The sequence below is a fragment of the Streptomyces flaveolus genome (genome assembly GCF_014648815.1).
GTDB classification, from domain to species: domain Bacteria; phylum Actinomycetota; class Actinomycetes; order Streptomycetales; family Streptomycetaceae; genus Streptomyces; species Streptomyces flaveolus.
In genome coordinates, this window is sequence record NZ_BMRV01000021.1 from 78,492 (window position 1) to 101,037 (window position 22,546).

Annotated in this window: 20 protein-coding genes and 1 tRNA gene; 10 read left to right on the forward strand and 11 right to left on the reverse strand. The window is 73.1% G+C overall.

The genetic code is table 11. The features are described from left to right. Window positions 1-49: 49 nt before the first annotated feature. Window positions 50-739 carry a DUF461 domain-containing protein gene (locus IEZ05_RS33290; RefSeq protein WP_189234037.1) on the reverse strand — a complete coding sequence of 230 codons (690 nt, stop codon included), beginning with the start codon at window positions 737-739 and terminating at the stop codon, window positions 50-52. A 665-nt stretch (window positions 740-1,404) separates the two neighbouring features. Here IEZ05_RS33290 and IEZ05_RS33295 point away from each other — a divergent pair. The 6 genes from IEZ05_RS33295 to IEZ05_RS33320 all read left to right on the forward strand — a co-directional run bounded on the left by IEZ05_RS33295 (window position 1,405) and on the right by IEZ05_RS33320 (window position 8,089). After that, window positions 1,405-1,887, forward strand: a complete 483-nt coding sequence (locus tag IEZ05_RS33295) for a CarD family transcriptional regulator (RefSeq protein WP_003953493.1) — start codon at window positions 1,405-1,407, stop codon at window positions 1,885-1,887. Window positions 1,888-2,197: 310 nt separating this feature from the next. Further along, window positions 2,198-2,974 carry a 2-C-methyl-D-erythritol 4-phosphate cytidylyltransferase gene (gene ispD / locus IEZ05_RS33300; RefSeq protein WP_189234038.1) on the forward strand — a complete coding sequence of 259 codons (777 nt, stop codon included), beginning with the start codon at window positions 2,198-2,200 and terminating at the stop codon, window positions 2,972-2,974. Continuing rightward, the gene (gene ispF / locus IEZ05_RS33305; RefSeq protein WP_189234039.1) at window positions 2,964-3,467 is read left to right on the forward strand and encodes a 2-C-methyl-D-erythritol 2,4-cyclodiphosphate synthase; all 504 of its coding nucleotides are present in this window, start codon (window positions 2,964-2,966) and stop codon (window positions 3,465-3,467) included. The genes ispD and ispF overlap by 11 nt, the downstream gene beginning before the upstream one ends. Window positions 3,468-3,779: 312 nt before the next feature. After that, window positions 3,780-5,180: a cysteine--tRNA ligase gene (cysS, locus tag IEZ05_RS33310; protein ID WP_189234040.1), complete on the forward strand. Its 1,401-nt coding sequence runs from the start codon at window positions 3,780-3,782 to the stop codon at window positions 5,178-5,180. Between the two features lie 116 nt (window positions 5,181-5,296). Further along, window positions 5,297-6,238, forward strand: coding sequence for a 23S rRNA (guanosine(2251)-2'-O)-methyltransferase RlmB (gene rlmB, locus IEZ05_RS33315; protein WP_189234041.1), 942 nt, complete (start codon window positions 5,297-5,299; stop codon window positions 6,236-6,238). Between the two features lie 132 nt (window positions 6,239-6,370). After that, window positions 6,371-8,089, forward strand: coding sequence for a DoxX family protein (locus IEZ05_RS33320; protein WP_189234042.1), 1,719 nt, complete (start codon window positions 6,371-6,373; stop codon window positions 8,087-8,089). A gap of 542 nt (window positions 8,090-8,631) precedes the next feature. Here the strand turns inward: IEZ05_RS33320 and IEZ05_RS33330 are convergent. The 3 genes from IEZ05_RS33330 to msiK all read right to left on the reverse strand — a co-directional run bounded on the left by IEZ05_RS33330 (window position 8,632) and on the right by msiK (window position 11,270). Next, on the reverse strand, window positions 8,632-9,369 hold the full coding sequence (locus IEZ05_RS33330) for a nucleotidyltransferase family protein (protein ID WP_189234043.1): 738 nt from the start codon (window positions 9,367-9,369) through the stop codon (window positions 8,632-8,634). Window positions 9,370-9,427: 58 nt separating this feature from the next. Beyond that, window positions 9,428-9,883: a hypothetical protein gene (locus IEZ05_RS33335; protein ID WP_189234070.1), complete on the reverse strand. Its 456-nt coding sequence runs from the start codon at window positions 9,881-9,883 to the stop codon at window positions 9,428-9,430. A gap of 250 nt (window positions 9,884-10,133) precedes the next feature. Then, the gene (gene msiK / locus IEZ05_RS33340; protein ID WP_189234044.1) at window positions 10,134-11,270 is read right to left on the reverse strand and encodes a diacetylchitobiose ABC transporter ATP-binding protein MsiK; all 1,137 of its coding nucleotides are present in this window, start codon (window positions 11,268-11,270) and stop codon (window positions 10,134-10,136) included. Between the two features lie 224 nt (window positions 11,271-11,494). Between msiK and IEZ05_RS33345 the strand changes: the two genes are divergently transcribed. Next, window positions 11,495-11,568, forward strand: a tRNA-Thr gene (locus IEZ05_RS33345). A 65-nt stretch (window positions 11,569-11,633) separates the two neighbouring features. Here IEZ05_RS33345 and IEZ05_RS33350 read toward each other — a convergent pair. Beyond that, window positions 11,634-12,512: an aminoglycoside phosphotransferase family protein gene (locus IEZ05_RS33350; RefSeq protein WP_189234045.1), complete on the reverse strand. Its 879-nt coding sequence runs from the start codon at window positions 12,510-12,512 to the stop codon at window positions 11,634-11,636. A 131-nt stretch (window positions 12,513-12,643) separates the two neighbouring features. Between IEZ05_RS33350 and IEZ05_RS33355 the strand changes: the two genes are divergently transcribed. Next, window positions 12,644-14,050, forward strand: coding sequence for an NAD(P)/FAD-dependent oxidoreductase (locus IEZ05_RS33355; protein WP_189234046.1), 1,407 nt, complete (start codon window positions 12,644-12,646; stop codon window positions 14,048-14,050). Between the two features lie 43 nt (window positions 14,051-14,093). Here IEZ05_RS33355 and IEZ05_RS33360 read toward each other — a convergent pair whose 3' ends face one another. From IEZ05_RS33360 to IEZ05_RS33370, 3 genes are all read right to left on the reverse strand, one after another. After that, window positions 14,094-15,596 carry an MFS transporter gene (locus IEZ05_RS33360; RefSeq protein WP_189234047.1) on the reverse strand — a complete coding sequence of 501 codons (1,503 nt, stop codon included), beginning with the start codon at window positions 15,594-15,596 and terminating at the stop codon, window positions 14,094-14,096. A 67-nt stretch (window positions 15,597-15,663) separates the two neighbouring features. Continuing rightward, window positions 15,664-16,644, reverse strand: a complete 981-nt coding sequence (locus tag IEZ05_RS33365; protein ID WP_189234048.1) for a zinc-binding dehydrogenase — start codon at window positions 16,642-16,644, stop codon at window positions 15,664-15,666. Window positions 16,645-16,691: 47 nt separating this feature from the next. After that, complete coding sequence (locus IEZ05_RS33370; RefSeq protein ID WP_189234049.1) at window positions 16,692-17,852, reverse strand: NAD(P)-binding protein; 1,161 nt, start codon at window positions 17,850-17,852, stop codon at window positions 16,692-16,694. Window positions 17,853-18,002: 150 nt separating this feature from the next. Between IEZ05_RS33370 and IEZ05_RS33375 the strand changes: the two genes are divergently transcribed. Beyond that, window positions 18,003-18,695: a pentapeptide repeat-containing protein gene (locus tag IEZ05_RS33375; RefSeq protein ID WP_189234050.1), complete on the forward strand. Its 693-nt coding sequence runs from the start codon at window positions 18,003-18,005 to the stop codon at window positions 18,693-18,695. 39 nt (window positions 18,696-18,734) lie between these two features. On the opposite strand, the gene IEZ05_RS33380 is transcribed toward IEZ05_RS33375, so the two are convergent. After that, entirely contained in the window at window positions 18,735-19,235 is a 501-nt protein-coding gene (locus IEZ05_RS33380; protein WP_189234051.1) for a hypothetical protein, read from the reverse strand. Between the two features lie 67 nt (window positions 19,236-19,302). Here IEZ05_RS33380 and IEZ05_RS33385 point away from each other — a divergent pair, with 67 nt between their 5' ends. Beyond that, entirely contained in the window at window positions 19,303-20,250 is a 948-nt protein-coding gene (locus IEZ05_RS33385) for a bifunctional GNAT family N-acetyltransferase/NUDIX hydrolase (RefSeq protein WP_189234052.1), read from the forward strand. A gap of 21 nt (window positions 20,251-20,271) precedes the next feature. Here the strand turns inward: IEZ05_RS33385 and IEZ05_RS33390 are convergent, their stop codons facing one another. Beyond that, a complete protein-coding gene (locus tag IEZ05_RS33390; RefSeq protein WP_189234053.1) occupies window positions 20,272-21,678 on the reverse strand; it encodes a M1 family metallopeptidase in 1,407 nt (468 codons plus the stop codon). Between the two features lie 73 nt (window positions 21,679-21,751). Further along, complete coding sequence (locus tag IEZ05_RS33395; protein ID WP_189234054.1) at window positions 21,752-22,321, reverse strand: GlcG/HbpS family heme-binding protein; 570 nt, start codon at window positions 22,319-22,321, stop codon at window positions 21,752-21,754. Between the last annotated feature and the right edge of the window lie 225 nt (window positions 22,322-22,546).

Sequence of the window (22,546 nt, forward strand, 5' to 3'; positions counted from 1 at the left end):
TCTCAGGGGTCCCGCCCTTCGGCGTACCGCGTGCTGCGCTGTACGGGGCTCAGTGGCCGGCCGTCTCCTCCTGCGCCTCGGAGTCGGTCGCCGTACCGGTCGCGTCCGCCGAGGCACCGTCGGTCGCGCCTGCCGACGCGCCGTCGGCCGGGGCGCCCGAGGTCTCACCGGCGGCCGGCTCCCCGGAGGCCTCCGCGGACGGCTCCGCCGACGCGCCCGGCGCCGCCGGGACGTCGGCCGGGCCCCACGAGGAGAAGTAGCTCTCGGCCGGGACGACGAAGGCGCGCAGGCTCACGTCACCGGTCTTGCTGAAGGCGAAGGTGACCTTCTGCGCGTTGCCGTCCTGGATGGCCTCGCGGCTGCTGGGCAGCACCGCGGAGGCGTTGTCCTTGCCGCCCAGGATCAGGGAACCGCCGGCCGGGACGGTCAGGTCCTTGCCGCCCTTGGCGGGCTTGAGCTCGGCGGTCTTGCCGGCCACGGTGATGGAATCCAGCGTCTGGTCGGTCGAACCGCTGTTGAACAGGGTGGCGGAGACCACGGCCGGGCCGGTCGACTCCAGGTCGGGCTGCGTGATGACCAGCGCGTTCTGGATCTTGAGGTCACCCACCGAGGTGGCCGCGTTGTCCGGCTTGATCTCCAGGGTCTGGGCGTTGTGACCGGCACCGCACGCGGCGAGCGAGGCGATCGAGAACGCGATGGCGGCGGCGGCGAGGGCACCGCGTCGAAGGCTGCTGCTCACGGCGGCGGCAACTCCTTGGACTCGAGCGAGGCGGCGGCAACGGATAAAGCCGCCCTAAGTGACTGTCAGCGGCCTTAGGTTACCGAGCCGTTCCCGGGCCGCCGCACCCGACCCTCCCCGGAGGTGCTCGGCTTCGCCCGGCAGGCGGCAGTTCCGCAGCCGGCCGGCCGCACCAGGAGGGCACCCGGCGCACTGGCATCAGGCGTCACATTGGTACGCAGAGTCAACAGGCGCTCATCCGCCATTCGGATAAGAAGCGCCGTCATACCGGCACCCTGCCCGCGCACGAATTCTGCGTGAAGGAATGTGCGGGCGGACCCGGAATTGATCACCGACGGGGCCGGCCGGGCGCGCCGGTGATCAATTCCGGATTCGTCCGGAAGCCCGCGCCGGGCACCGAACGGAGTAGCGGAAGTCGCACGCATGGAACCGGACATATGGGGATCTTCGGGCGTTCGGGGGGTCCTCTCGGCGTGTGTGACGTGCACGTTTCGCCCGGCCGTAAGAGCCGCTCCGACCTGCGAATACCTTCTTCCGCTCACCCGGCGCAGCACGTTCCTGTTGCTGTTGTCAAGCCCCGAGATATGCCCTGACCTGCGAAAACGCCATTCAGAAGACGCCGTATCCGTGTTACCCTGGATAGCCACGGAAGGGGTACCTGTCACATGACGTTCAAGGTTGGCGACACCGTGGTCTATCCCCATCACGGGGCCGCGCTGATCGAGGCTATCGAAACTCGCCAGATCAAAGGCGTGGACAAGACCTACTTGGTGCTGAAGGTCGCCCAGGGTGACCTGACGGTACGTGTGCCAGCGGACAATGCGGAGTTCGTCGGCGTGCGTGATGTGGTCGGTCAGGACGGGCTGGACCGGGTCTTCGAGGTGCTGCGCGCGCCGTACGCCGAGGAGCCCACGAACTGGTCGCGTCGTTACAAGGCAAACCTGGAGAAGCTCGCCTCCGGCGACGTCATCAAGGTCGCGGAAGTCGTACGCGACCTGTGGCGGCGTGAGCGCGAGCGCGGACTCTCCGCAGGTGAGAAGCGCATGCTCGCCAAGGCCCGCCAGATCCTGGTGAGTGAGCTCGCTCTCGCGGAGAACACCAACGAGGACAAGGCGGAGGCCCTGCTCGACGAGGTGCTCGCCTCCTGAGGCGAACCCTCGCGTGACCTGACGCGAGACACGGCCCACCGGCCGCTCGAATCAGGCCCACTCGGTTCAGCGCACGGAAATGCCGCGGTGCCCGATGACATCTTTGCTGTCGCCGGGCGCTGCGGCATCTTCATACCCTGACGCCGTACGCCTTCGTACGCTCATCCCGGGAGACGTGCCCCCGGTCCTGGCGTGCCGGGCCCGGGCTGCAGGCTCGACCGGGGTCACGGAAGGGTCCGGTCAAGGCGTCGCGCCCGGCACGGTGAGGCCATACCCAACTAGGTCGAGCACACAAACCTGACAGGAACCGATGTCTGACGAATCGCGCCCCTCGCCCGCGCAGCCGCCCGCCGGCGCCCGTACGAACGCCCGGACCGCGGCCGTGATCCCGGCCGCCGGCCGCGGCGTACGCCTCGGCCCGGGCGCCCCGAAGGCCCTCCGCGCCCTGGGCGGCACGCCCATGCTCATCCACGCGGTGCGCGCGATGGCCGCGTCCCGCGCGGTCTCCCTGGTCGTCGTCGTGGCCCCGCCCGACGGCGCCGCCGAGGTCAAGAGCCTCCTCGACGCGCACGCCCTGCCCGAGCGGACCGACTTCCTCGTCGTCCCCGGCGGCGAGTCACGGCAGGAGTCCGTACGGCTCGGCCTGGACGCGCTGCCGCCGGAGTACGACATCGTCCTCGTGCACGACGCGGCCCGGCCGCTGGTGCCGGTGGACACGGTGGACGGCGTGATCGAGGCCGTCCGGGACGGCGCGCCCGCCGTGGTGCCGGCGCTGCCGCTCGCCGACACCGTCAAGCAGGTCGAGCCCGCGGCGGTGCCGGGCGAGCCGGAACCCGTGGTGGCGACGCCGGAGCGGGCACGGCTGCGGGCGGTGCAGACGCCGCAGGGCTTCGACCGGGCCACGCTGGTGCGGGCCCACGAGACGGTGACCGGTGACGTCACCGACGACGCGAGCATGGTCGAGCAGCTGGGACAGACGGTGATGGTCGTGCCGGGGCACGAGGAGGCGTTCAAGGTGACGCGGCCTCTCGACCTGGTGCTCGCGGAGGCGGTCCTGGCGCGCCGGAGGCTGAACGATGGGTTCTGAGGCGGACGTTCCCCTGGTGCTGCCGCAGGTCGGGATCGGTACCGACATCCACGCCTTCGAGGACGGGCGCGAGCTGTGGTGCGCGGGGCTGAAGTGGGAGGGCGAGGGGGCCGGGCTGGCCGGGCACTCCGACGCGGACGTCGTCGCGCACGCGGCGTGCAACGCGCTGTTCTCCGCGGCCGGGCTCGGTGACCTGGGGCAGCACTTCGGCACCGGGCGACCGGAGTGGTCCGGGGCGTCGGGGGTGACCCTGCTGACGGAGGCCGCGCGGATCGTGCGGGCGGCCGGTTTCCGGATCGGGAACGTCGCGGTGCAGGTGGTGGGGCCGCGGCCGAAGATCGGCAAGCGGCGGGCGGAGGCGGAGAAGGTGTTGTCCGAGGCGGTGTCGGCGCCGGTGTCGGTGTCGGGGGCGACGACGGACGGGCTCGGGTTTCCCGGGCGGGGGGAAGGGCTGATGGCGATCGCCACGGCGCTGGTGGTGCGGGTGGGGTGACGGGCACGGCCCGTGCCACGGTGGCCGCGGGGGGCTCCGCCCCTGGACCCCGGCCTGCGCCCACCCACCACCCGACTCGGTCGGCCGGGCGGTGACCGTCGCCTCCGGGCTCGGTCGGCCGGGCGGTGACCGTCGCCTCCGGGCTCGGTCGGGTGAGGGGTGGACGAAGGCCGCGGCTCGGCCGGACACGCGGTGTCCGTCGCCCTCGCGTTCGGCCGGGTGAGGGACGGGCGTCGTCTCCGAAGGATTCGGTGCGGTGAACAAGCGGGCCGTGCGCCCGTGGCACTGCCCGGGGGCCACTACCCTGGACTCGTGACTATTCGCCTGTACGACACCAGCGCCCGGCAGATCCGTGACTTCGCCCCCCTCACGCCCGGGTGTGTCTCGATCTACCTGTGCGGTGCCACCGTGCAGGCCGCCCCGCACATCGGGCACATCCGCTCCGGCCTGAACTTCGACATCATGCGCCGCTGGTTCGCGTACCGCGGCTACGACGTCACGTTCATCCGCAACGTCACGGACATCGACGACAAGATCATCAGAAAGGCGGCGGAGCAGAACCGCCCCTGGTGGTCCATCGGGTACGAGAACGAGCGGGCGTTCAACGACGCCTACACCGCGCTCGGTTGCCTGCCGCCCACCTACGAGCCCCGTGCCACCGGCCACATCACCGAGATGGTCGAGATGATGCGCGGCCTCATCGAGCGCGGGCACGCCTACGAGGCCGAGGGCAACGTCTACTTCGACGTACGGTCCCTGCCCGGGTACCTGTCGCTGTCCAACCAGGACATCGACGAACTGCGCCAGCCCGCGGGCGAGGGCGAGACCGGCAAGCGGGACCCGCGGGACTTCGCCATGTGGAAGGCGGCCAAGCCCGGGGAGCCGAGCTGGGAGACGCCGTGGGGACGCGGGCGGCCCGGCTGGCACCTGGAGTGCTCCGCCATGGCGCACAAGTACCTGGGCACCGAGTTCGACATCCACGGCGGCGGGATCGACCTGATCTTCCCGCACCACGAGAACGAGATCGCCCAGGCCAAGGGCTTCGGCGACGCCTTCGCCCGGTACTGGGTGCACAACGCCTGGGTCACCATGAGCGGCGAGAAGATGTCGAAGTCGCTCGGCAACAGCGTGCTCGTGAGCGAGATGGTCAAGCAGTGGCGCCCGGTCGTGCTCCGGTACTACCTGGGCACGCCGCACTACCGCTCGACCATCGAGTACAGCGAGGAGTCCCTGCGCGAGGCCGAGTCGGCGTACGCGCGGATCGAGGGCTTCGTGCAGCGCGTCACCGAGCTGGCCGGCGGGACCGTCGAGCCCGCCGCCGAGGTGCCGCCCGCCTTCGCCGAGGCGATGGACGACGACCTGGGCGTCCCGCAGGCGCTCGCCGTCGTGCACACCACCGTCCGGCAGGGCAACAGCGCACTGGCCGCCGACGACAAGGAGGCCGCCGTCGCCCGCCTCGCCGAGGTCCGTGCGATGCTCGGCGTGCTCGGTCTCGACCCGCAGGCGCCGCACTGGGCCGGCGAGGGCGAGAAGGGCGAGGACCTGCACGACGTCGTCGACAGCCTCGTACGCCTCGTCCTCGACCAGCGGGAGGCCGCCCGGGGACGGAAGGACTGGTCCACCGCGGACGCCATCCGCGACCGGCTGAAGGAGTCGGGGCTGGCCATCGAGGACAGCCCGCAGGGGCCCCGCTGGAGCCTCGGCTCCCGCTGAACCTCCTCGGTCCCGGAAGATCGACTGTGCCGCCCGGCCTCCCGGGCGGCACACTGCATAAGACGCAAGCACCACCCACACTCCCGTGAAGACGTAGAGAGCGAGACAGGTAACTCATGGCCGCGAACAACCGCCGCATGTCCGGCAAGAAGGGCGCGCAGGTCGGCAGCGGCGGCAAGCGACGCCGGGGCCTGGAAGGCAAGGGGCCGACGCCTCCCGCCGAGATGCGCAAGGGGCACGCCAAGCAGCGCGCCGCGAACGCGAAGGCCCGCCGTGCCACGGGGCGCCCCCAGCAGCGACGCGGGGGCGGCCGGTCGACGTCCGAACTCGTCGTCGGCCGCAACCCCGTCTACGAGGCCCTGCGCGAGGGCGTGCCCGCCACGACGCTCTACGTCCAGCAGTTCATCGACAACGACGAGCGGGTGCGCGAGGCGCTCCAGCTCGCGGCCGAGCGCGGCGGCATCAACCTCATGGAGGCGCCGCGGCCCGAACTGGACCGGATGACCAACGGGCTCAACCACCAGGGTCTCGTCCTCCAGGTCCCGCCGTACGAGTACGCCCACCCCGAGGATCTGGTCGCCGCCGCCCACGACGAGGGCGCGGACCCGCTGATCGTCGCCCTCGACGGCGTGACCGACCCGCGCAACCTCGGCGCCGTCGTCCGCTCCGTCTCCGCCTTCGGAGGCCACGGCGTCGTCGTGCCCGAGCGGCGCGCGGCCGGCATGACCGCGGGCGCCTGGAAGACGTCCGCCGGTACGGCCGCCCGTACGCCGGTGGCCCGCGCCACCAACCTCACCCGGGCGCTGGAGTCGTACCAGAAGGCCGGGATCACGGTCGTCGGCCTCGCTGCCGACGGCGAGGTCGAGCTCGGCGACCTGGACGCCCTGGGCGGGCCCGTGGTCATCGTCGTCGGCAGCGAGGGCAAGGGCCTGTCGCGCCTGGTCGGCGAGACCTGCGACTTCCGGGTGCGGATCCCGATGCCCGGTGGCGCCGAGTCGCTCAACGCCGGTGTGGCGGCGGGGATCGTGCTCTACGAGGCGGCGCGCCGACGCGCCTGACGGCGGTCGGGGGATCGCGCGTTCGATGCGGTCCCCCGAACGGGGCGTTCCGGGTGGCCCGGACAAGCTTGACGCGGTCCGGACAGATCCGGCGGGCCGAGGCAGTGTCCTAACGACACATCACTCGGTTAGATGAGCGTGGACACCAGAACACCCCGCACACCCACGGGGGACCGCTCGTCGGGCTACGACGAAGCTCCCGCGCTGAGCATGGTGAAGGTGCCGAGCGATCCGGCCCAGGTCATCGTCAATCACGCCAGCTTCCGCGTGCAGCTCGGTGCCTCCGCGCGGCGGACCCGGTCCCCGCGGATCGCGCGGCACTTGAGCGCCACCCAGGACACCGCCCGCATGCCCGTCGCCGGCACGGGGGTCCCCACGCCCGCCCGGCGCCGCCCCGTCGTCTGGAGCGGCCGGTCCGACCCGGACGACACCGGCGCCCACCGACTGCTCCAGGCAGTGCGGGCCGGAGCGGGCCGTCACACCGAGGACCCGCTCGCCGACGCCGGCGCCACCCAGGTCATCCCGCGCGTCGGCGAGGGCGGGCGCCCCGGCTACGACCCGTACGACGACTTCGACGACGGGCCCGACACCCAGCCCCTCGAGGCCCCACTCGTCGGCGCCCAGCGCGGCCCCGTCCGCGACGGCACCCGGCTGCTGCCCGCCATGCGCACCGTCGGCAGCGCCTACGACGAACCCGCTTACGGCGAACCCGCCTACGGCGACGACGACTTCGGCCCGTCCCCCGCCGGTCACGACTACGGCGACGGCACGGACACGGAACCGCGCACCAGGCGTCACGCCGACGATCCGGCACGGCACGCCTACTACCCCGGACGCCGCATCAACCTCGGCGTGGTGCTGCTGCCCCTGCGCGTCTTCCTCGGCTTCATCTCCGTCTACGCCGGCATGGGCAAGCTCTGCGACCCCGTCTACTTCGACGGCGGCGAGCGCGGGTCCATGGTCAAGTGGCTCAACACCCTGCACCCCTGGGACGTCGCCGAACCGCTGCGCCAGTTCGCCCTGGAGCACCCCGTCGGGTCCGGCCTGGTCATCGCCTTCCTCCAGGTCATCGTGGGCGTCCTGACCGTCCTGGGCTGCTGGCAGCGCGTCGCCGCCGTCATCGGCGCGATCCTGTCCGCCGCGCTCCTGGTCACCGTCAGCTGGAAGAGCACCCCGGTCTACGACGCGCCCGACATCATCTACCTCGCCGCCTGGTCCCCGCTGATCATCGCCGGCGCGCCCGTCTACTCCGTGGACGGCCGTCTCGCCGGCGGTGCCTGGCGCCGCCTCGGCCCCCGCGCCGACATCTGGGACCTGCGCCGCTACGTGCTGCGCCGCGGCGCCCTCATCACCTTCCTCGTCGCCGGCGTCACCCTCCTCGTCGGCTCGCTGCTCGGCGGTGCCGTACGCGACGCCGACCGCGTGGTCGTGCCCGGACCCGGCGAGGGCCCGCGCAACGAACTCCCCGGCTCCCCGCTTCCCCAGGAGCCCGGCGAGCGGAAGGAGAAGACGCCGGAGGCCTCCTCCTCCGCATCCACCGAGGGCGCCACCGCCGGCGCGGCCACGCCCTCCGAGGGCGAGGAGACCACGCCGGGCGCGACCGGCGACAGCGGCACCACCCCCGGCGGCGCCCCCAGCCAGACCCAGGGCACCACGGGTCAGGCCCCGCCGCAGCGGACCTCCCCGGCCGGAGAGGCCCCGAGCACCACCGCGGGTCCGACCTCCGGCGGCACCGCCACCGGGGGCAGCGGGGACGGCTCCACCGGCTCCACCGGAAGCGGCGACGGCGACGGCGGCTCCTCCTCCACGGGCCAGCCGGGCGGCCGTCTGGTGGGCGGTCTCCTGGGCTAGGCCGGGGCCGCCGCGCCAGCCCAGGGCGCGTACGACGACGGGTCCCGCACGGATGACGTGCGGGACCCGTCGCCGTGGGGGCTCAGCGGCTCGCCGGCGCGCAGGAGGGCGTGGTCCCGACCCCGGCCGGGCCCCGCACCCACTGGGAGCGGCACGCCCGCTTCCCCGAGTAGGCCCAGTTCCCCGGTGGCTGGCTCTCGCAGGACATGCCGGGCGGGTTCCCGGACCATGTCGCGGCCGTACGCGACTGCACCGCCACCACGGACCCGCAACTGGTCGCCCGCCTCACGCTTCGCAATGGCGGAGCTGGGGATGGACGTCGACCCGCCGCCGCCGTACTCTCCGAGCGGCTGGCTGGCCCACCTCGCGGAGGGGCTGGCCGGAAGGGCCGACCACGGACCCGGGCCGGCCGGTCCTCGGAATGGGCGCAGCTGAGCTGCGGTGTGACCGTGAAGGCGGCGCCTGCGGCGCTGGGCACGGAACGTCGCTCGCACGGCGGGACGGTGAGGTGGCAGCGACCGCTTCCGTAGCCGGCGGGCCGCTCAGCGGCCGGCCAGGGCCGCCAGTTCGCGGGCCGCCTCCGTCAGGTCCTTCGCGGTGTCGATCGCCCGCCAGTAGGAGCCTTGCGGGATCGGGAAGCCGGCCAGCCGGTGCTCGCGGGCCAGCCGCGGGAACGTCGTCCGCTCGTGGTCACCGCGCTCCGGGAGCATCTCGGCGAAGGCGGGCGAGAAGACGTAGACGCCCGCGTTGATCTCGAAGGTCGACGGGGGCGCCTCTATGAAGTCCGTGATGTGCCCGAAGCCGTCCGTCTGCACGGCGCCCCAGGGCAGCCGGGGACGGGCCAGGGCGAGGGTCGCGACGGCGTCCCGCTCGGTGTGGAAGTCCGCCATGTCGCGCAGGGAGAAACGCGTCCAGATGTCGCCGTTGGTGGCGTACCAGGGCCGGTCCGGGTGGGGGAGACGCGCGGCGGCGTACTTGAGGCCGCCGCCGCGGCCGAGGGGCTCGGGCTCCACCACGGTGGTGACGGAGAGCGGCAGGTCGGCGGTCTCCAGCCACTTCTGGAGCACTTCGGCGAGGTGGCCGCACGAGACCACCACGTCGGTCACGCCCTCCTCGGCGAGCCAGGCGAGCTGATGGCCGATGATCGGGGTTCCGGTGCCCGGGATCTCGACCATCGGCTTGGGCCGGTCGTCGGTGTACGGGCGCAGGCGGGAACCCTGTCCGCCGGCCAGGACGACGGCTTGAACGGGGCGGCGGGACGCGGCGTTCGGATCGGTCATGACCCGAACTGTACGTGGCGTCCCGTCGGCCCCGTGGGGGTGCTCGGCCGTGGGGCGCTCAGCGGTGCGCGGCCAGCACGCCCGAGGCGAAGGCGGTGTCGCAGACGGGGCGCGCGTACGACTGGGCGCGCGTCGGGCCGTAGACCTTGACGGCCGCGCGGCCGAGGGCGCGGGCGATGGACGCGCAGTGCTTGGCCAGCGACGGGCGCTCGTCGACGGCCTGCTGGAGGTGAGTGAGGGCCACGCCCGGGTCCTCCTCCTGAAGCTCGGTCAGCAGCCGGTCGCGCAGCACCTCGTGCGGAGCGCGGGCCGCGGCGCGCGAGGAGGCCCCGGCGGCGGAGGCGTCGGACGCGGTGAGCACCGAGTTCGAGGGATCCCCCGACCAGTTGACCCGGGTGACCGCGAGGGTCCCGGAGAGCACCAGGACGACGGGCAGGACGAAGGCGAGAGAACGGCCGATCCGGCGGGCGGGGCCCCGGCCGCTTCGCGTCTGCTGGGTGGCGGAGTGCTTCACGGAGTGCTTCACGCGAGTGAGGGTAGCGCCCGGTGATGATTTGGCGACATTTAGTCACCGGTTCGGGTGACATAGCAAGGCCCGAAAATGGGTAAGGCGTTGACGCACACTGCTCGAAACGTCCGTTGTGCCGGGGTATTTGTCGACAACGAAAAGGGCCCCGCAGCAGGTTGCGGGGCCCTTCTCGTCACTGCGGGGGGAATTCACCCGTGCCGGGGACGTCCGCCCCCGGCACACACCGGTCGGGTCCTCAGTCGGAGAGGCGCTCGCCCGAGGAGGACGAGAACACGTGGAGCTCGCCCGGCCGCGGCACGACGTGCACGGTCGCGCCCTTCTCCGGCACCGCACGGCTGCTGACGCGGACCACGAGGTCCTTCGTCTCGCCGCCGACCTCGACCGTGCCGTAGATGTAGCCGTCGGCGCCGGTCTCCTCGACGACGTTGACCGAGACCGCGAGACCGGCCGGGGCGTCGGCGGAGTCCTTGGTCAGGGACGCCGCGGCGCCGCCGTTCAGCTCCACCACGTCGAAGTGCTCGGGGCGGACGCCGACGGTGACCGTGCGGTCGCCCCTGTCGGACGCGGCCTTCAGGGCGTCGCGGCCGACCGGGACCACGCTGTTGCCGAACTTCACGCCGCCGTCGGTGATCGGCACCTCGACCAGGTTCATGGCCGGGGAGCCGATGAAGCCGGCGACGAAGAGGTTCGCGGGCTTGTCGTACATGTTGCGCGGCGAGTCGACCTGCTGGAGCAGACCGTCCTTGAGCACCGCCACGCGGTCGCCCATGGTCATGGCCTCGACCTGGTCGTGGGTGACGTAGACGGTGGTGATGCCCAGACGGCGCTGGAGCGAGGCGATCTGGGTGCGGGTGGAGACACGGAGCTTGGCGTCCAGGTTGGACAGCGGCTCGTCCATGAGGAACACCTGCGGCTCACGCACGATCGCGCGGCCCATCGCGACACGCTGGCGCTGACCACCGGAGAGCGCCTTCGGCTTGCGGTCCAGGTACTCGGTGAGGTCGAGGATCTTCGCCGCCTCCTCGACCTTCTGCCGGATCTCCGCCTTGTTGACGCCGGCGATCTTGAGCGCGAAGCCCATGTTGTCGGCGACCGTCATGTGCGGGTACAGCGCGTAGTTCTGGAACACCATGGCGATGTCCCGGTCCTTCGGCGGCAGGTGGGTGACGTCGCGGTCGCCGATGCGGATGGCGCCGCCGTTGACGTCCTCGAGCCCCGCGAGCATGCGGAGCGAGGTGGACTTGCCGCAGCCGGACGGGCCGACCAGGACGAGGAACTCGCCGTCCGCGATGTCGATGTCGAGACCGTCGACGGCGGGCTTGTCGGAACCCGGGTACACGCGGGTCGCCTTGTCGAACTGGACTGTGGCCATGATGAATGGGCCCCCTTCTACCGGCAGGAACGTGCCGGACGATCCGTTGTAGGAAGGTGGTTGGTGTAGTCCACGCGGGTGAACTGGCTCAGGACGGTACCCGGCGTTCATGTGATCTGTCAGTACCTGTGGCCCTGTGAACTTCGCCGAAATTTTCGAATCCCATCGTTCACCGGCTCTGTGTACAGTGGAGCAGCCTCCGCGCGCGCCGCCGCGCGATGCCTGCCTCCTTAGCTCAGCTGGTCAGAGCGCCGCTCTTGTAAAGCGAAGGTCGTCGGTTCGAATCCGACAGGGGGCTCGGTGACGGAACGGCCCCCGCCTGCGACAGGCGGGGGCCGTTGTCGTGTTCCGGTGCCGGGCCGCTCACGTCCGCAGCAGGCGTCCGATCTCCAGTTGCTCCGCCTCCAGCGGGTCGCCGTCCTCCACGTTCCACAGGAGGTTCTGCAGGACGCGGCCGAGGGACCAGGCGCGGGCCCGTCCGCGGTCCAGGCCGAGGATGTCGGTCAGGGCGTCGAAGCGCCACCGGGTCTCGGCCGGGTCGTAGCGGTTGTCGAGGGCGGGGAGGAGGTCGAAGCCGGGGTCGCCGGCCAGCGGTTTGGGGTCGATGGCGAGCCAGGGGGCGCGGTCGCAGGCGAGGACGTTCTCGTAGTGCAGGTCCCAGTGCAGCAGCCGGTCGCCGGGCTCGCCGGCGACCTCGCGCACGGCGGCGGCGCAGTCGGTGACCAGGCGGCGGGCCTCGGGGTCGGGGATGCGGGCCAGGGCCCAGGGCGTCCGCTCCAGCATGGCCCGCGCGATGTCGTCTAGGCTCCGCAGGCCGGGCGGAGCGGGCGTGGCGGTGAGGCGGGCGAGCAGCCGGGCGACGACGAGGACCGCCGCGCGGGAGTCCTCGACGTGGCCGAGCGTGCGGGTCGGGTCGAGGCGCTCCAGCAGCATGGTGCCGGTGGCGGGATCGTGGTCGAGCAGGCGTACCGCCCCGTCGCCGTCCCACAGGCGCAGGGCGAGGGGCTCGCCCGCCGTCTCCTCGTCGAGGATCTGGAGCTTGAGCGCGGCCGGTGTGCCGTCGCCGCGGACGACGGGCAGCACCAGGGCCGCCCAGCCGTGCATCGGGGGACCGTCGAGGCGCAGTCGCCAGCGGTCCAGGAAGCCGGCGGCCAGCTCGGGCAGGGCGTCGATGAAGGCGCGGCCCGCTTCCCCGTTGTACTTCGCCTGGGATGCCGCGAGGGCGTCCGGAACGTCGATCACGTCCGGTGACGGTACCGGCGGGCGGCGGCGCGGTCAGGTGCTTTTCGTGCTCAGCGGGAGCGCCGCGGGCGTCGCAATTCAACGGAATCCGAAGCAGACAGCGGCCCTTCACCAGGGCTAACGTCCTGCCCATGAGCAGCCCGAGCAGCGGCGTCGTGAACGGTGGCATCTCCTACTGGTACGCGGACGACGGTCTCCCGGCGGTGCGGGAGCCGCTCGCCGGGGACGCGTCGGCGGACGTGGTGATCGTCGGGGGTGGTTACACCGGACTGTGGACGGCGTACTACCTCAAGAAGGCGGCGCCGTCCCTGCGGATCACGGTCCTGGAGCAGAGGTTCTGCGGTTACGGCGCCTCCGGCCGCAACGGCGGCTGGCTGTACAACGGCATCGCGGGCCGCGACCGGTACGCGAAGCTGCACGGCCACGAGGCGGCGGTGCGGCTGCAGCGGGCGATGAACGACACCGTGGACGAGGTGATCCGGGCGGCCGCGGAGGAGGGCATCGACGCCGACGTCCACAAGGGCGGGGTGCTGGAAGTGGCGTGCACGCCCGCGCAGGCGGCCCGGCTGAAAGCGTTCCACGAGGCCGAGCTGGCGTTCGGCGAGAAGGACCGGGAGCTGTACGGGGCCCGGGAGACGGCGGAGCGGATCAGGGTGGCGGGCGCCGTCGGTTCGACATGGACGCCGCACGGGGCGCGGCTGCATCCCGTGAAGCTGGTGAAGGGACTCGCGGCGGCCGTCGAGCGCCTCGGGGTGACGGTCCACGAGTCGACGCCGGTCACGGAGATCCGGCCCCGGCAGGCGGTGACGCCGTACGGCACCGTCCGGGCGCCCTACGTACTGCGCTGCACCGAGGGTTTCACCGCCTCGCTCAAGGGCCAGCGGCGGACCTGGCTGCCGATGAACTCCTCGATGATCACCACCGAGCCGCTCACCGACGAGCAGTGGGAGTCGGTGGGCTGGGCGGGCCGTCAGACCCTCGGCGACATGGCGCACGCCTACATGTACGCGCAGCGCACCGCCGACGGCCGGATCGCGCTCGGCGGGCGCGGGGTGCCGTACCGCTTCGGTTCCCGCACCGACAACGACGGCTCCACGCAGGCGGCGACCGTCGAGGCGTTGCGGGAGATCCTGGTCCGCTTCTTCCCCTCCCTGGCCGGGCTGCGGATCGAGCACGCCTGGTCGGGGGTGCTGGGGGTGCCGCGCGACTGGTGCGCGACCGTCACCCTGGACCGGTCGACGGGGCTGGGCTGGGCGGGCGGGTACGTCGGTTCCGGGGTGGCCACCGCCAACCTGGCCGGGCGCACCCTGGGAGACCTGGTGCGGCGGGACTCGGGTGAGGGCGGTGGCACCGAGCTGACCGGACTGCCGTGGGTGGGGCACCGGGTGCGCCGCTGGGAGCCGGAGCCGCTGCGCTGGCTGGGCGTGCAGGGCATGTACGCCGTGTACCGGGAGGCGGACCGGCGGGAGCGCACGACGCACCGCGCGTCGTCGTCCCGGCTGGCACTGCTGGCGGACCGGGTGGCGGGGCGCCACTGAGCGCTCAGCGCCGCGGTGGGGGTGCGGGCGGCCCCTGGAGTCCTCAGCCCACCGGTTCCGGGACCGGGTGGTCGGCCGGGGTGCCGTGTTTCGGGGCCTTGGCCGTGACCATCAGGCCCGCGATCACGCCCGCCAGCAGCATGATGCCGGCGGCCACCCAGATGGCGACCGTGTAGCCGTGGACGATGCCCTCCCTGATGATCTCCTCCCGCCGGGTCGGGTCGGTGAGGTGGGACGTGATCCAGGAGGCGCTGCTGCTGGTGGCGATGGTGTTGAGCAGTGCCGTGCCGATCGAGCCGCCCACCTGCTGCGAGGTGTTGACCGTCGCCGAGGTGACGCCGGAGTCCTGCGGGGCGACACCGGCGGTGGCGGTGGAGAAGACCGGCATGAAGGTCAGGCCCATGCCGAGGCCCATCAGGAGCAGGGCGGGCAGGATCTCGGTGGTGTACTGCGAGTGCACGGTCATCTGCGTGAGGATCACCATGCCGCCGGAGGCGAGGAGCATGCCGGGGGCCATCAGCATGCGCGGGCCCACGCGGGGCAGCAGGCGGGCGGAGATCTGGGTGGAGCCGATGACGATCGTGGCGGTCAACGGCAGGAACGCCAGGCCGGTCTGCACGGGGGAGTAGTCGAGGATGACCTGGAGGTAGTAGGTCATGAACAGGAACAGCCCGAACATGCCGATGACGGCCAGCATCATCGTCAGGAAGCAGCCGGCGCGGTTGCGGTCGCGGATGATGTGCAGCGGCAGCAGGGGCACCGGCGCCCGGGTCTGCCACCACACGAAGATCCCCAGGAGGACGACGCCCGCGGCGAACAGCGCCAGGACGAGCGGGTCGGTCCAGCCGCGCGGCTGGGCCTCGCTGAAGCCGTAGACGAGTGCCACCAGGCCGCCGCAGCCGAGGACGACGCCCGGGACGTCGAGGCGGACGTCGGCGTGGCCGGGCCGGTCGCGGAGGAGGACCAGGGCGCCGGTCACGGCGACGACGGCGATGGGGATGTTGACGAACAGGCACCAGCGCCAGTTCAGGAACTCGGTGAGCACGCCGCCCACGATGAAGCCGACGGCGGCGCCGCTGCCGGCCAGCGCGCCGTAGATGCCGAAGGCCTTCCCGCGTTCCTTGGGGTCGGTGAAGGTGGTCGTCAGCAGGGACAGCGCGGAGGGCGCGAGGACGGCGGCGAAGACGCCCTGCAGCGCTCGGGCGCCGAAGAGCATCGAGGGGCCGACGGCGGCGCCGCCGAGCGCGGAGGCGGCGGCGAAGCCGATCAGCCCGATGACGAAGGTGCGTTTGCGTCCCACGAGGTCGGCGATGCGTCCGCCGAGCAGCAGCAGACCGCCGAAGGCGAGGGTGTAGGCGGTGATCACCCACTGGCGGTTGGCGTCGGACATGCCCAGGTCGCGCTGCGCGGAGGGCAGCGCGATGTTCACGATCGTCGCGTCGAGGACGACCATCAGCTGGGCCAGGGCGATCACCACCAGCCCCCACCAGCGGCGGGGGTCGGCGTCCGCGGAGGCGGTTCCCTCACCTGTCCGGGTGGCACTCATTGGGCCAGAAGACCATGGATCGGGACGTATCGCATCCCGTTCCGGTCGTCCGTGGGACCGTCGCCGGTCAGGGCTCCAGAACCACCTTCCCGGTCGTCCCCCGGTCCTGGAGCGCGCGGTGCGCGGCCGCGGCCTCGGCGAGCGGGAAGCGGTGCACGGCGGGGGAGAGGCGGCCCTCGGCGGCCTCGGCGAGGGCGCGCAGTTCGAGCGTGCGGACGGGGTCGGGCCCGCCGGCCTTCTCCATCATCACCGGGCCGAGCACCTGCTGGGACACGCCGTCGACGAGGTAGGGCCCGCCGTCGCGCAGGCCCTTGCCCGACCAGCCGAAGACGAGGTGCAGGCCGCCGGGTCCCAGGAGGGCGACGGCCTCCCGGGCGACGTCCCCGCCCACGCCGTCGAAGACGACGGTCGCCGCCCGGCCGCCCAGATGGGCGCGCACCTTGGCCGGCCAGTCCGGGTCGGTGTAGTCGACGGCGAGGTCGGCGCCGTTCGCCGCGACGCGGGCGGTCTTCGCCGGGCCGCCGGCCAGCCCCACGACGGTGGCGCCGGCGTTCTTCGCGTACTGCACCAGCAGTGTGCCGATGCCGCCCGCGGCGGCCGGGACCACGGCGACGGAGCCGGGGCCGAGGTCGGCGAACTGCAGGATCCCCATCGCCGTACGCCCCGTGCCGATCATGGCGACGGCCTCGGCGAAGTCCAGGCCGTCCGGGATCTCGTGGAGGCGGCCGGCGCCGACGGCGGCGAGTTCGGCGTATCCGCCGGGCGCGAAGCCGAGGTGGGCGACGACCCGCCGGCCGAGCCAGCGCTCGGGGGTGCCCGCGCCGAGGGCGTCGACGACGCCGGCGATCTCGCGGCCGGGGATCGTGGGCAGGACGGGCAGCTCGGGCGCCGGCCCCCGCACGCCCTCGCGCAGGGCGGTGTCCAGCAGGTGGACGCCCGCCGCGCGGACGGCGACGCGGACCTCGCCGGGGCCCGGGCGGGCGTCCTCGACCTCTTCGAGGACGAGGTTCTCGGCCGGGCCGAAGGTGTGCAGACGGATGGCGCGCATGGCGGTCCCCCCTGTGAGGCTTGTGGTCCGGGCCCCACTCAACGACCTCAAGCCTGCTTGAGGTCAAGCTCCTTCCGGCCGAGCGCCAGGGACACGGCCGTCAGGGCACTGTTGAAGGAGACCTCCGACAGCAGTCCCGGCGCGGCGACCTGGTCCCCGGCGAGGTAGACGCCGTCGCCGCGGTCGACGGCGGGCCGGTCCCGCCAGGTGGTGCCGGGCGGGTCGACGGCGCCCGTACGGCCGTTCGCGACGGACTCGCGCCGCCAGGTGACGCGCTCGCGCCAGCCCGGGAAGCCCAGGTCGAGCAGGTGCTCGGCGCGGGCGGTGCCGTCGGCCTTCGACTCGTCCGGCGCGATCGGGATCTGCCCCTGGATCAGCTGCTCGCCCGCCGGTGCCAGGGTGCGGTCCTGCGCGGTGAACCGCTCGATCCAGCCCGGCGCGTCCAGGTCGGAAACCGCGAAGGCGTCGCCGCGCCGGGACCGCACGGCCAGGTCGATCAGGGTGGTGCGCCCGCTGGGCCAGGTCAGCGCCGGGTCGCCGAGCAGACGGCGGGCGGCGTCGAGGGAGGTGGCGACGACGACCGGGGTGTCCGCCGGGAGGGTGTCGACCCGGGACAGGGTCTCCATCCGGACCCCGAGGTTCCATGCCAGGGCGGCCATCCGGTCGATGACGCCGGCCCAGCCGCCGCGCGGGTAGTGCGCCTCGGGCGGCAGCTTGGTAGCCCGGCGCAGGCGTTCCTGCACGAAGGCGGCGGACAGCGAGCCGGGGTCGTGGTGGAAGAGGGCGACGGCACAGTAGTGGGCGGCGGCACGGGCGCCCTCCTCGCCCGCGACGCCGGTCGCCCAGGTGAGGAAGTCGGTGTCGACGGGGGCCGGTCCGACGCCCCGGCGCAGCAGTCTGAGCATGGCGAGGGGCGGGGTGCGGCGCAGTGCGCCCCGGTGGCGCAGCCGCAGCCGGGCCGCCTCCAGCGGCGGGAGGGGCGCGAGGGGGCCGATCAGGTCGCGCTGCTTGAGCCAGGACCAGTGCGGGCCGCCGTTGTAGAGGGCGTGCGGGCCCTCGTTGGTGCGGTACGGGCCGTCGGCGGTGCGGGCCCGTCCGCCGAGCGTGTGGTGGGCCTCGTGGACGGTGACCTTGGCGCCCGCCTCGGCGGCGGTGATGGCGGCGGTCAGTCCGGCGAAGCCGCCGCCGACGACGGTGATGCGGTGCATGGCTGGGGCTCCCTCGGGTCGCGTTCGCCTGGTGTCGTGCGTTTCTGCGAGTACGACGGATGCGCGGCCGGGAAACGTGACACGCGGTCGGAGGGAATCACGAAGCCGCAGGTGGGGGCCATTGTCGGTGGCGGGGTGCAGCATGGGGCCATGGCGAGGAGAGCTGCGGGCGGCGGCGGTACGGCGGCGTTGCGGCCGGTGCGGCGCCCCGAGGTGCGCCTGCCGGCGCTGGAGCCGTACGGCGGCGGAGGACTGGAGCCGGACGGCGACTACGACGGGCTGGAGTTCCTGGAGACGGACTTCGCCGGGCAGGACGGCGCGGGCGCCCGCTTCATGGACTGCGCGCTGACGGGGTGCGCGCTGGACGAGACGTCACTGCCGCGCGCCCGGCTGCTCGACTCGGTCCTCACCGGCGTACGGGGCGTCGGCACGGACCTCGCCGAGGCCACGCTGCGCGACGTGGAGCTGGTCGACGCCCGGCTGGGCGGCACGCAGTTGCACGGGGCGGCGCTGGAGCGGGTCCTGATCCGCGGCGGGAAGATCGACTATATGAATCTGCGCCGGGCCCGGCTCAAGGACGTCGTCTTCGAAGGCTGTGTCCTGGTCGAGCCGGACTTCGGGGGCGCGCGCCTGGAGCGGGTCGCGTTCGTGGGCTGCGCCCTGAAGGACGCCGACCTCAGCGCGGCGACCCTGACGGACGTCGACCTGCGCGGTGCCGATCCGCTGGAGCTGGCCCGCGGCGTGGACCGGCTGGCGGGGTCGGTGATCAGCCCGGCCCAGCTGCTCGACCTGGCGCCGGTACTGGCGGCGGAAATGGGGGTTCGGGTGCTGGCGGAGGAGTAGGGGCACTGCCAGGGGCCCGACCGGGCGGGACGGGCGCGGTCAGGAGACGCGGGGGAAGCGGGCCTGGAGGGTCCAGATCGCCGGGTTCTCCGCCAGGGTCTCGTGCATGTCCGTGAGGTCCGCGATCAGGTCGTGGAGGAAGTCCCGGGCCTCCCGGCGCAGTGCGGTGTGCGAGAAGGACAGCGGCGGTTCGCTCGCCGGCAGCCACTCCGCCTCGATGTCGACCCAGCCGAAGCGGCGCTCGAACAGCAGACGGTCGGTGGACTCGGTGAAGTCCAGCTCGGCGTGCTGCGGCCGGGCGGCCCGGGAGCCCGCCGGATCCCGGTCGACCTGCTCCACGATGTCGCACAGCGCCCACGCGAAGTCCAGCACCGGCACCCATCCCCAGGCTGTGGAGATCTCCCGGTCCTCCTTGGTGTCGGCGAGATACACGTCCCCGCAGAACAGGTCGTGCCGCAGGGCGTGGACGTCCGCGCGGCGGTAGTCGGTCTGCGGCGGGTCGGGGAATCGGGTGGAGAGGGCGTAGCCGATGTCGAGCACGCAGGTGATGGTGTCATGCCCCCGCTTCCGGGCCACCGCAGGACCGGCGCGGGGTAGGTTGCCCCGCGTGATCATCACCCCGCTCACGCTCGCCCCCGACCACGACATCCCGGGACCGCTCCTCACCGAGCTGACCGCCCTCTACGCGTCCCACCGCGCCTTCCACGCCCTCAGCGGCGACTTCCCCGATCCCGACGACATCCGTCCGGAACAGGTGGCGGCGGCGCTGGCCGACGAGTTGGCGCAGCCGGGCGCGGAGGTCCTGCTCGCCCGGGACGCGGGCCGGCTGGTCGGGATCGCGGTCACCCTCGCCCGGCATCCCGACCCGGCCGACCCCGACCCCTGGATCGGCCTGCTGATGGTGGACGCGCAGCTGGGCCGGAAGGGGCACGGCAGGCGGCTCGCGTCCCTCGTCGAGGACCGCTTCCGGGCCGCGGGCCATGCCGGTCTGCGGCTCGCCGTCCTCGACGGCAACGGCGACGCCCTCGCCTTCTGGACCGCCCTCGGCTACGAGACCGTCGGCCACCGCCGGGACCTGCAAGCCGCCCGCCCCTGCACGGTGCTGCGCAAGCCGCTGCGCATCCCGCGCCGCGCGGCCCGCGTCGCCGTGCTCGACCCCGAGGGCGCGGTCTTCCTCCTGCGTTACGACAACGTCGAGGTCGGCGTGCACTGGGCGATGCCCGGCGGCGGCCTGGACGAGGACGAGAGCCCGCGCGAGGGCGCCCTGCGCGAACTGCGCGAGGAGACCGGCTGGACGGACCTGGAGCCCGGCCCGCTGCTGTGCACCTGGGAGCACGACTTCACCCACCTGAGCGTGGGCCCGGTCCGCCAGCACGAGCACATCTACGTCGCCCACGGCCCCCGGCGCGAGCCCACCGGACCGCACCTCGCCGCCGCGCACGCCGCGGACGGCATCCTCACCTGGCGCTGGTGGAGCCGCGCGGAACTCGCCGAGGCGCCCGAGGCCCTGTGGCCGCCGGACCTGCCCCGGCTGCTCGACGCGTTCGAGGAGTGAGGCGGCGGGCGGCGCCCCGCCTCACGGGCGCTCCGGCTTCCCGTCCCCGTACAGCCAGTCGTCCCAGATCTCCGTGAAGTCCTTCCCGGGGGCCGACTTCTCCACGAACGCCGTGAAGTCGTCGGTGTCCGCGTTGCCGTGCCGGTGGGCGGCGGCCCAGTCGCGCAGCAGGGCGCGGAAGGCGTCGTCGCCGACCGTCTGCCGGATGCGGTGCAGCACCATCGCGCCGCGCTGGTAGACCGGGCTGTCGGAGATGTGGGCGGCATCGGACGGCTTGCCGGGCGGGAACGCCCAGACGGCCTCGTTCGCCGCCTCGTCGTCGAAGTAGTCGCCGTCGTAGAGCGCGTCGAAGGTCTCCTGGGCGGTGTCGCCGCCGTGGTCCTCCGTCCACAGCCACTCCGCGTAGGTGGCGAAGCCCTCGTTGAGCCACATGTCGCGCCAGGTCTTCGGCGTGACGGAGTCGCCGTACCACTGGTGGGCCAGCTCGTGGACGAGGGTCTCGGTGTCGGGGGCGCCGGGGAAGTAGGGCCGGGTCTGGGTCTCCAGGGCGTAGCCGGCGTCGTCCGGGCGGTCGACGATCGCGCCGGTGGAGGAGAAGGGGTACGGGCCGAAGAGGCCCTGCTCCCACTTCAGGATCGCGGGGATCTGTGCGAGGACCGTCCGGCTCGCGCCGGCCTGCTCCGGGTCGACGGCCGTGTACACCGGCAGGCCGTCGTCGGTGGCCGAGCGGCTGATCCGCCAGTCGCCGACGGCGATCGTGGCGACGTAGCTCGCCATCGGCTCGGCGGTGTGCCAGCGGTACGTCGTACGGCCGGCCTTGGTCGTCTCGTCGGTCAGCCGGCCGTTGGAGACGACCCCGTAGTCCTCGGGGACGGTGACCGCGAGGTCGTACGTCGCCTTGTCGGAGGGGTGGTGGTTGCCGGGGAACCAGGCCATCGAGCCGGTCGGCTCGCCGAGTCCGACCGCGCCGTCGTCGGTGGGCAGCCACCCCTCCTCGGAGTCGTCCGGGTCGGTCACGGTCTCGGGCTCGCCGGAGTAGCGGACCCGCACGCGGAACGTCTCTCCGTCGTCCAGCTCGTCCGGCGGGCGGACGGTCAGCTCCTGCCCGGCCCGGTTGAAGCGGGCCTCCCGGCCTTCCACGGTGACGTTCTCGACGTCCAGGCCCTTGAGGTCCAGATTGAAGGCGGACAGGTCCTGGGTGGCACGTGCCGTGATCGTCGCCGTGCCGGTGAGCTGCTCGGCGTCGGGGTCGTAGTCCAGGACCAGGTCGTAGTGGCCGACGTCGTAGCCGCCGTTGCCCGCCTTGGGGAAGTACGGATCGCGCACGCCCGAACCGCCGGGGGTGCCGTCGACACCGCCGCCACCACTGCTGCACGCCGCGAGGGCGGTGACGGTGGCGGCGGCTACGAGCAGACGGGTGAGGCGCACGCCGTGATCCTATGGGGCGTTTCACGTGAAACGCCCGCCGGATCCGGCCGTTGCGCCCGTCGGGCGGCAGGGCCTAGCCCAGCGCCTCCGCGCCCGCCTGCGCGAACTTCTCGTCCAGGGCGCCGGACGGGGCACCCGCGACGCCGATACCGGCGATCGGCGCCTTGTCGGCGGTGACCGGGACGCCACCGCCCAGGAACAGCGTGCCCGGGATGTCCTTCAGGTTGGGGGCGTTCTCCAGGCGGCCCTCCAGCTCGGTGGTCGTGGCGTTCCACGAGACGGCGGTGTACGCCTTCTTCACGGCCGACTCGTACGACTGCGGGCCGGCGCCGTCCCCGCGCATGGTGAGGATCGTGTTGCCGTTGCGGTCGACGACGGCGACGGTGATGCGCTGGCCTTCCTTCGCGGCGGCCTTCAGCGCGGCCTGGGCGGCCTCGGTGGCGGCGCCGATCGTCAGGTGCGTGGAGGTGGTGGTGTCGCGCTTGCCGGCCGCGGCGGCGGGGGCGGCGGCCACCGCGGCGTCCGGGGCGGCCTCCGGTGCCGAGGCGTTGGCCGCCACCGTGCCGAAGGTGCCCGCCGCGACGGCGGCGAGGACGGCGCCGCCGGTGGCGATACGGGCGCGCCGGGAAAGGGTCTTCTTCATGGTGGATGCTCCTCGGGGTCGGGGCGGACGGTCCGCGTCGAGGCCCCTGCGGGCCGCTTCCGTCCTTCTGCTCTCCACCCTCCGCCCCGCACCTGGAGTGTGCGGTCGCCGTTCCGGCTGCTCCCCCGCGACGGAACGGGCGACAGCGGGGTCGTCCGATCGGCTGACCCCTCCACCGTCCGGGCAGGTCACCATGGGAGTGAACGCGCAGCTCAGCGTGGAAGG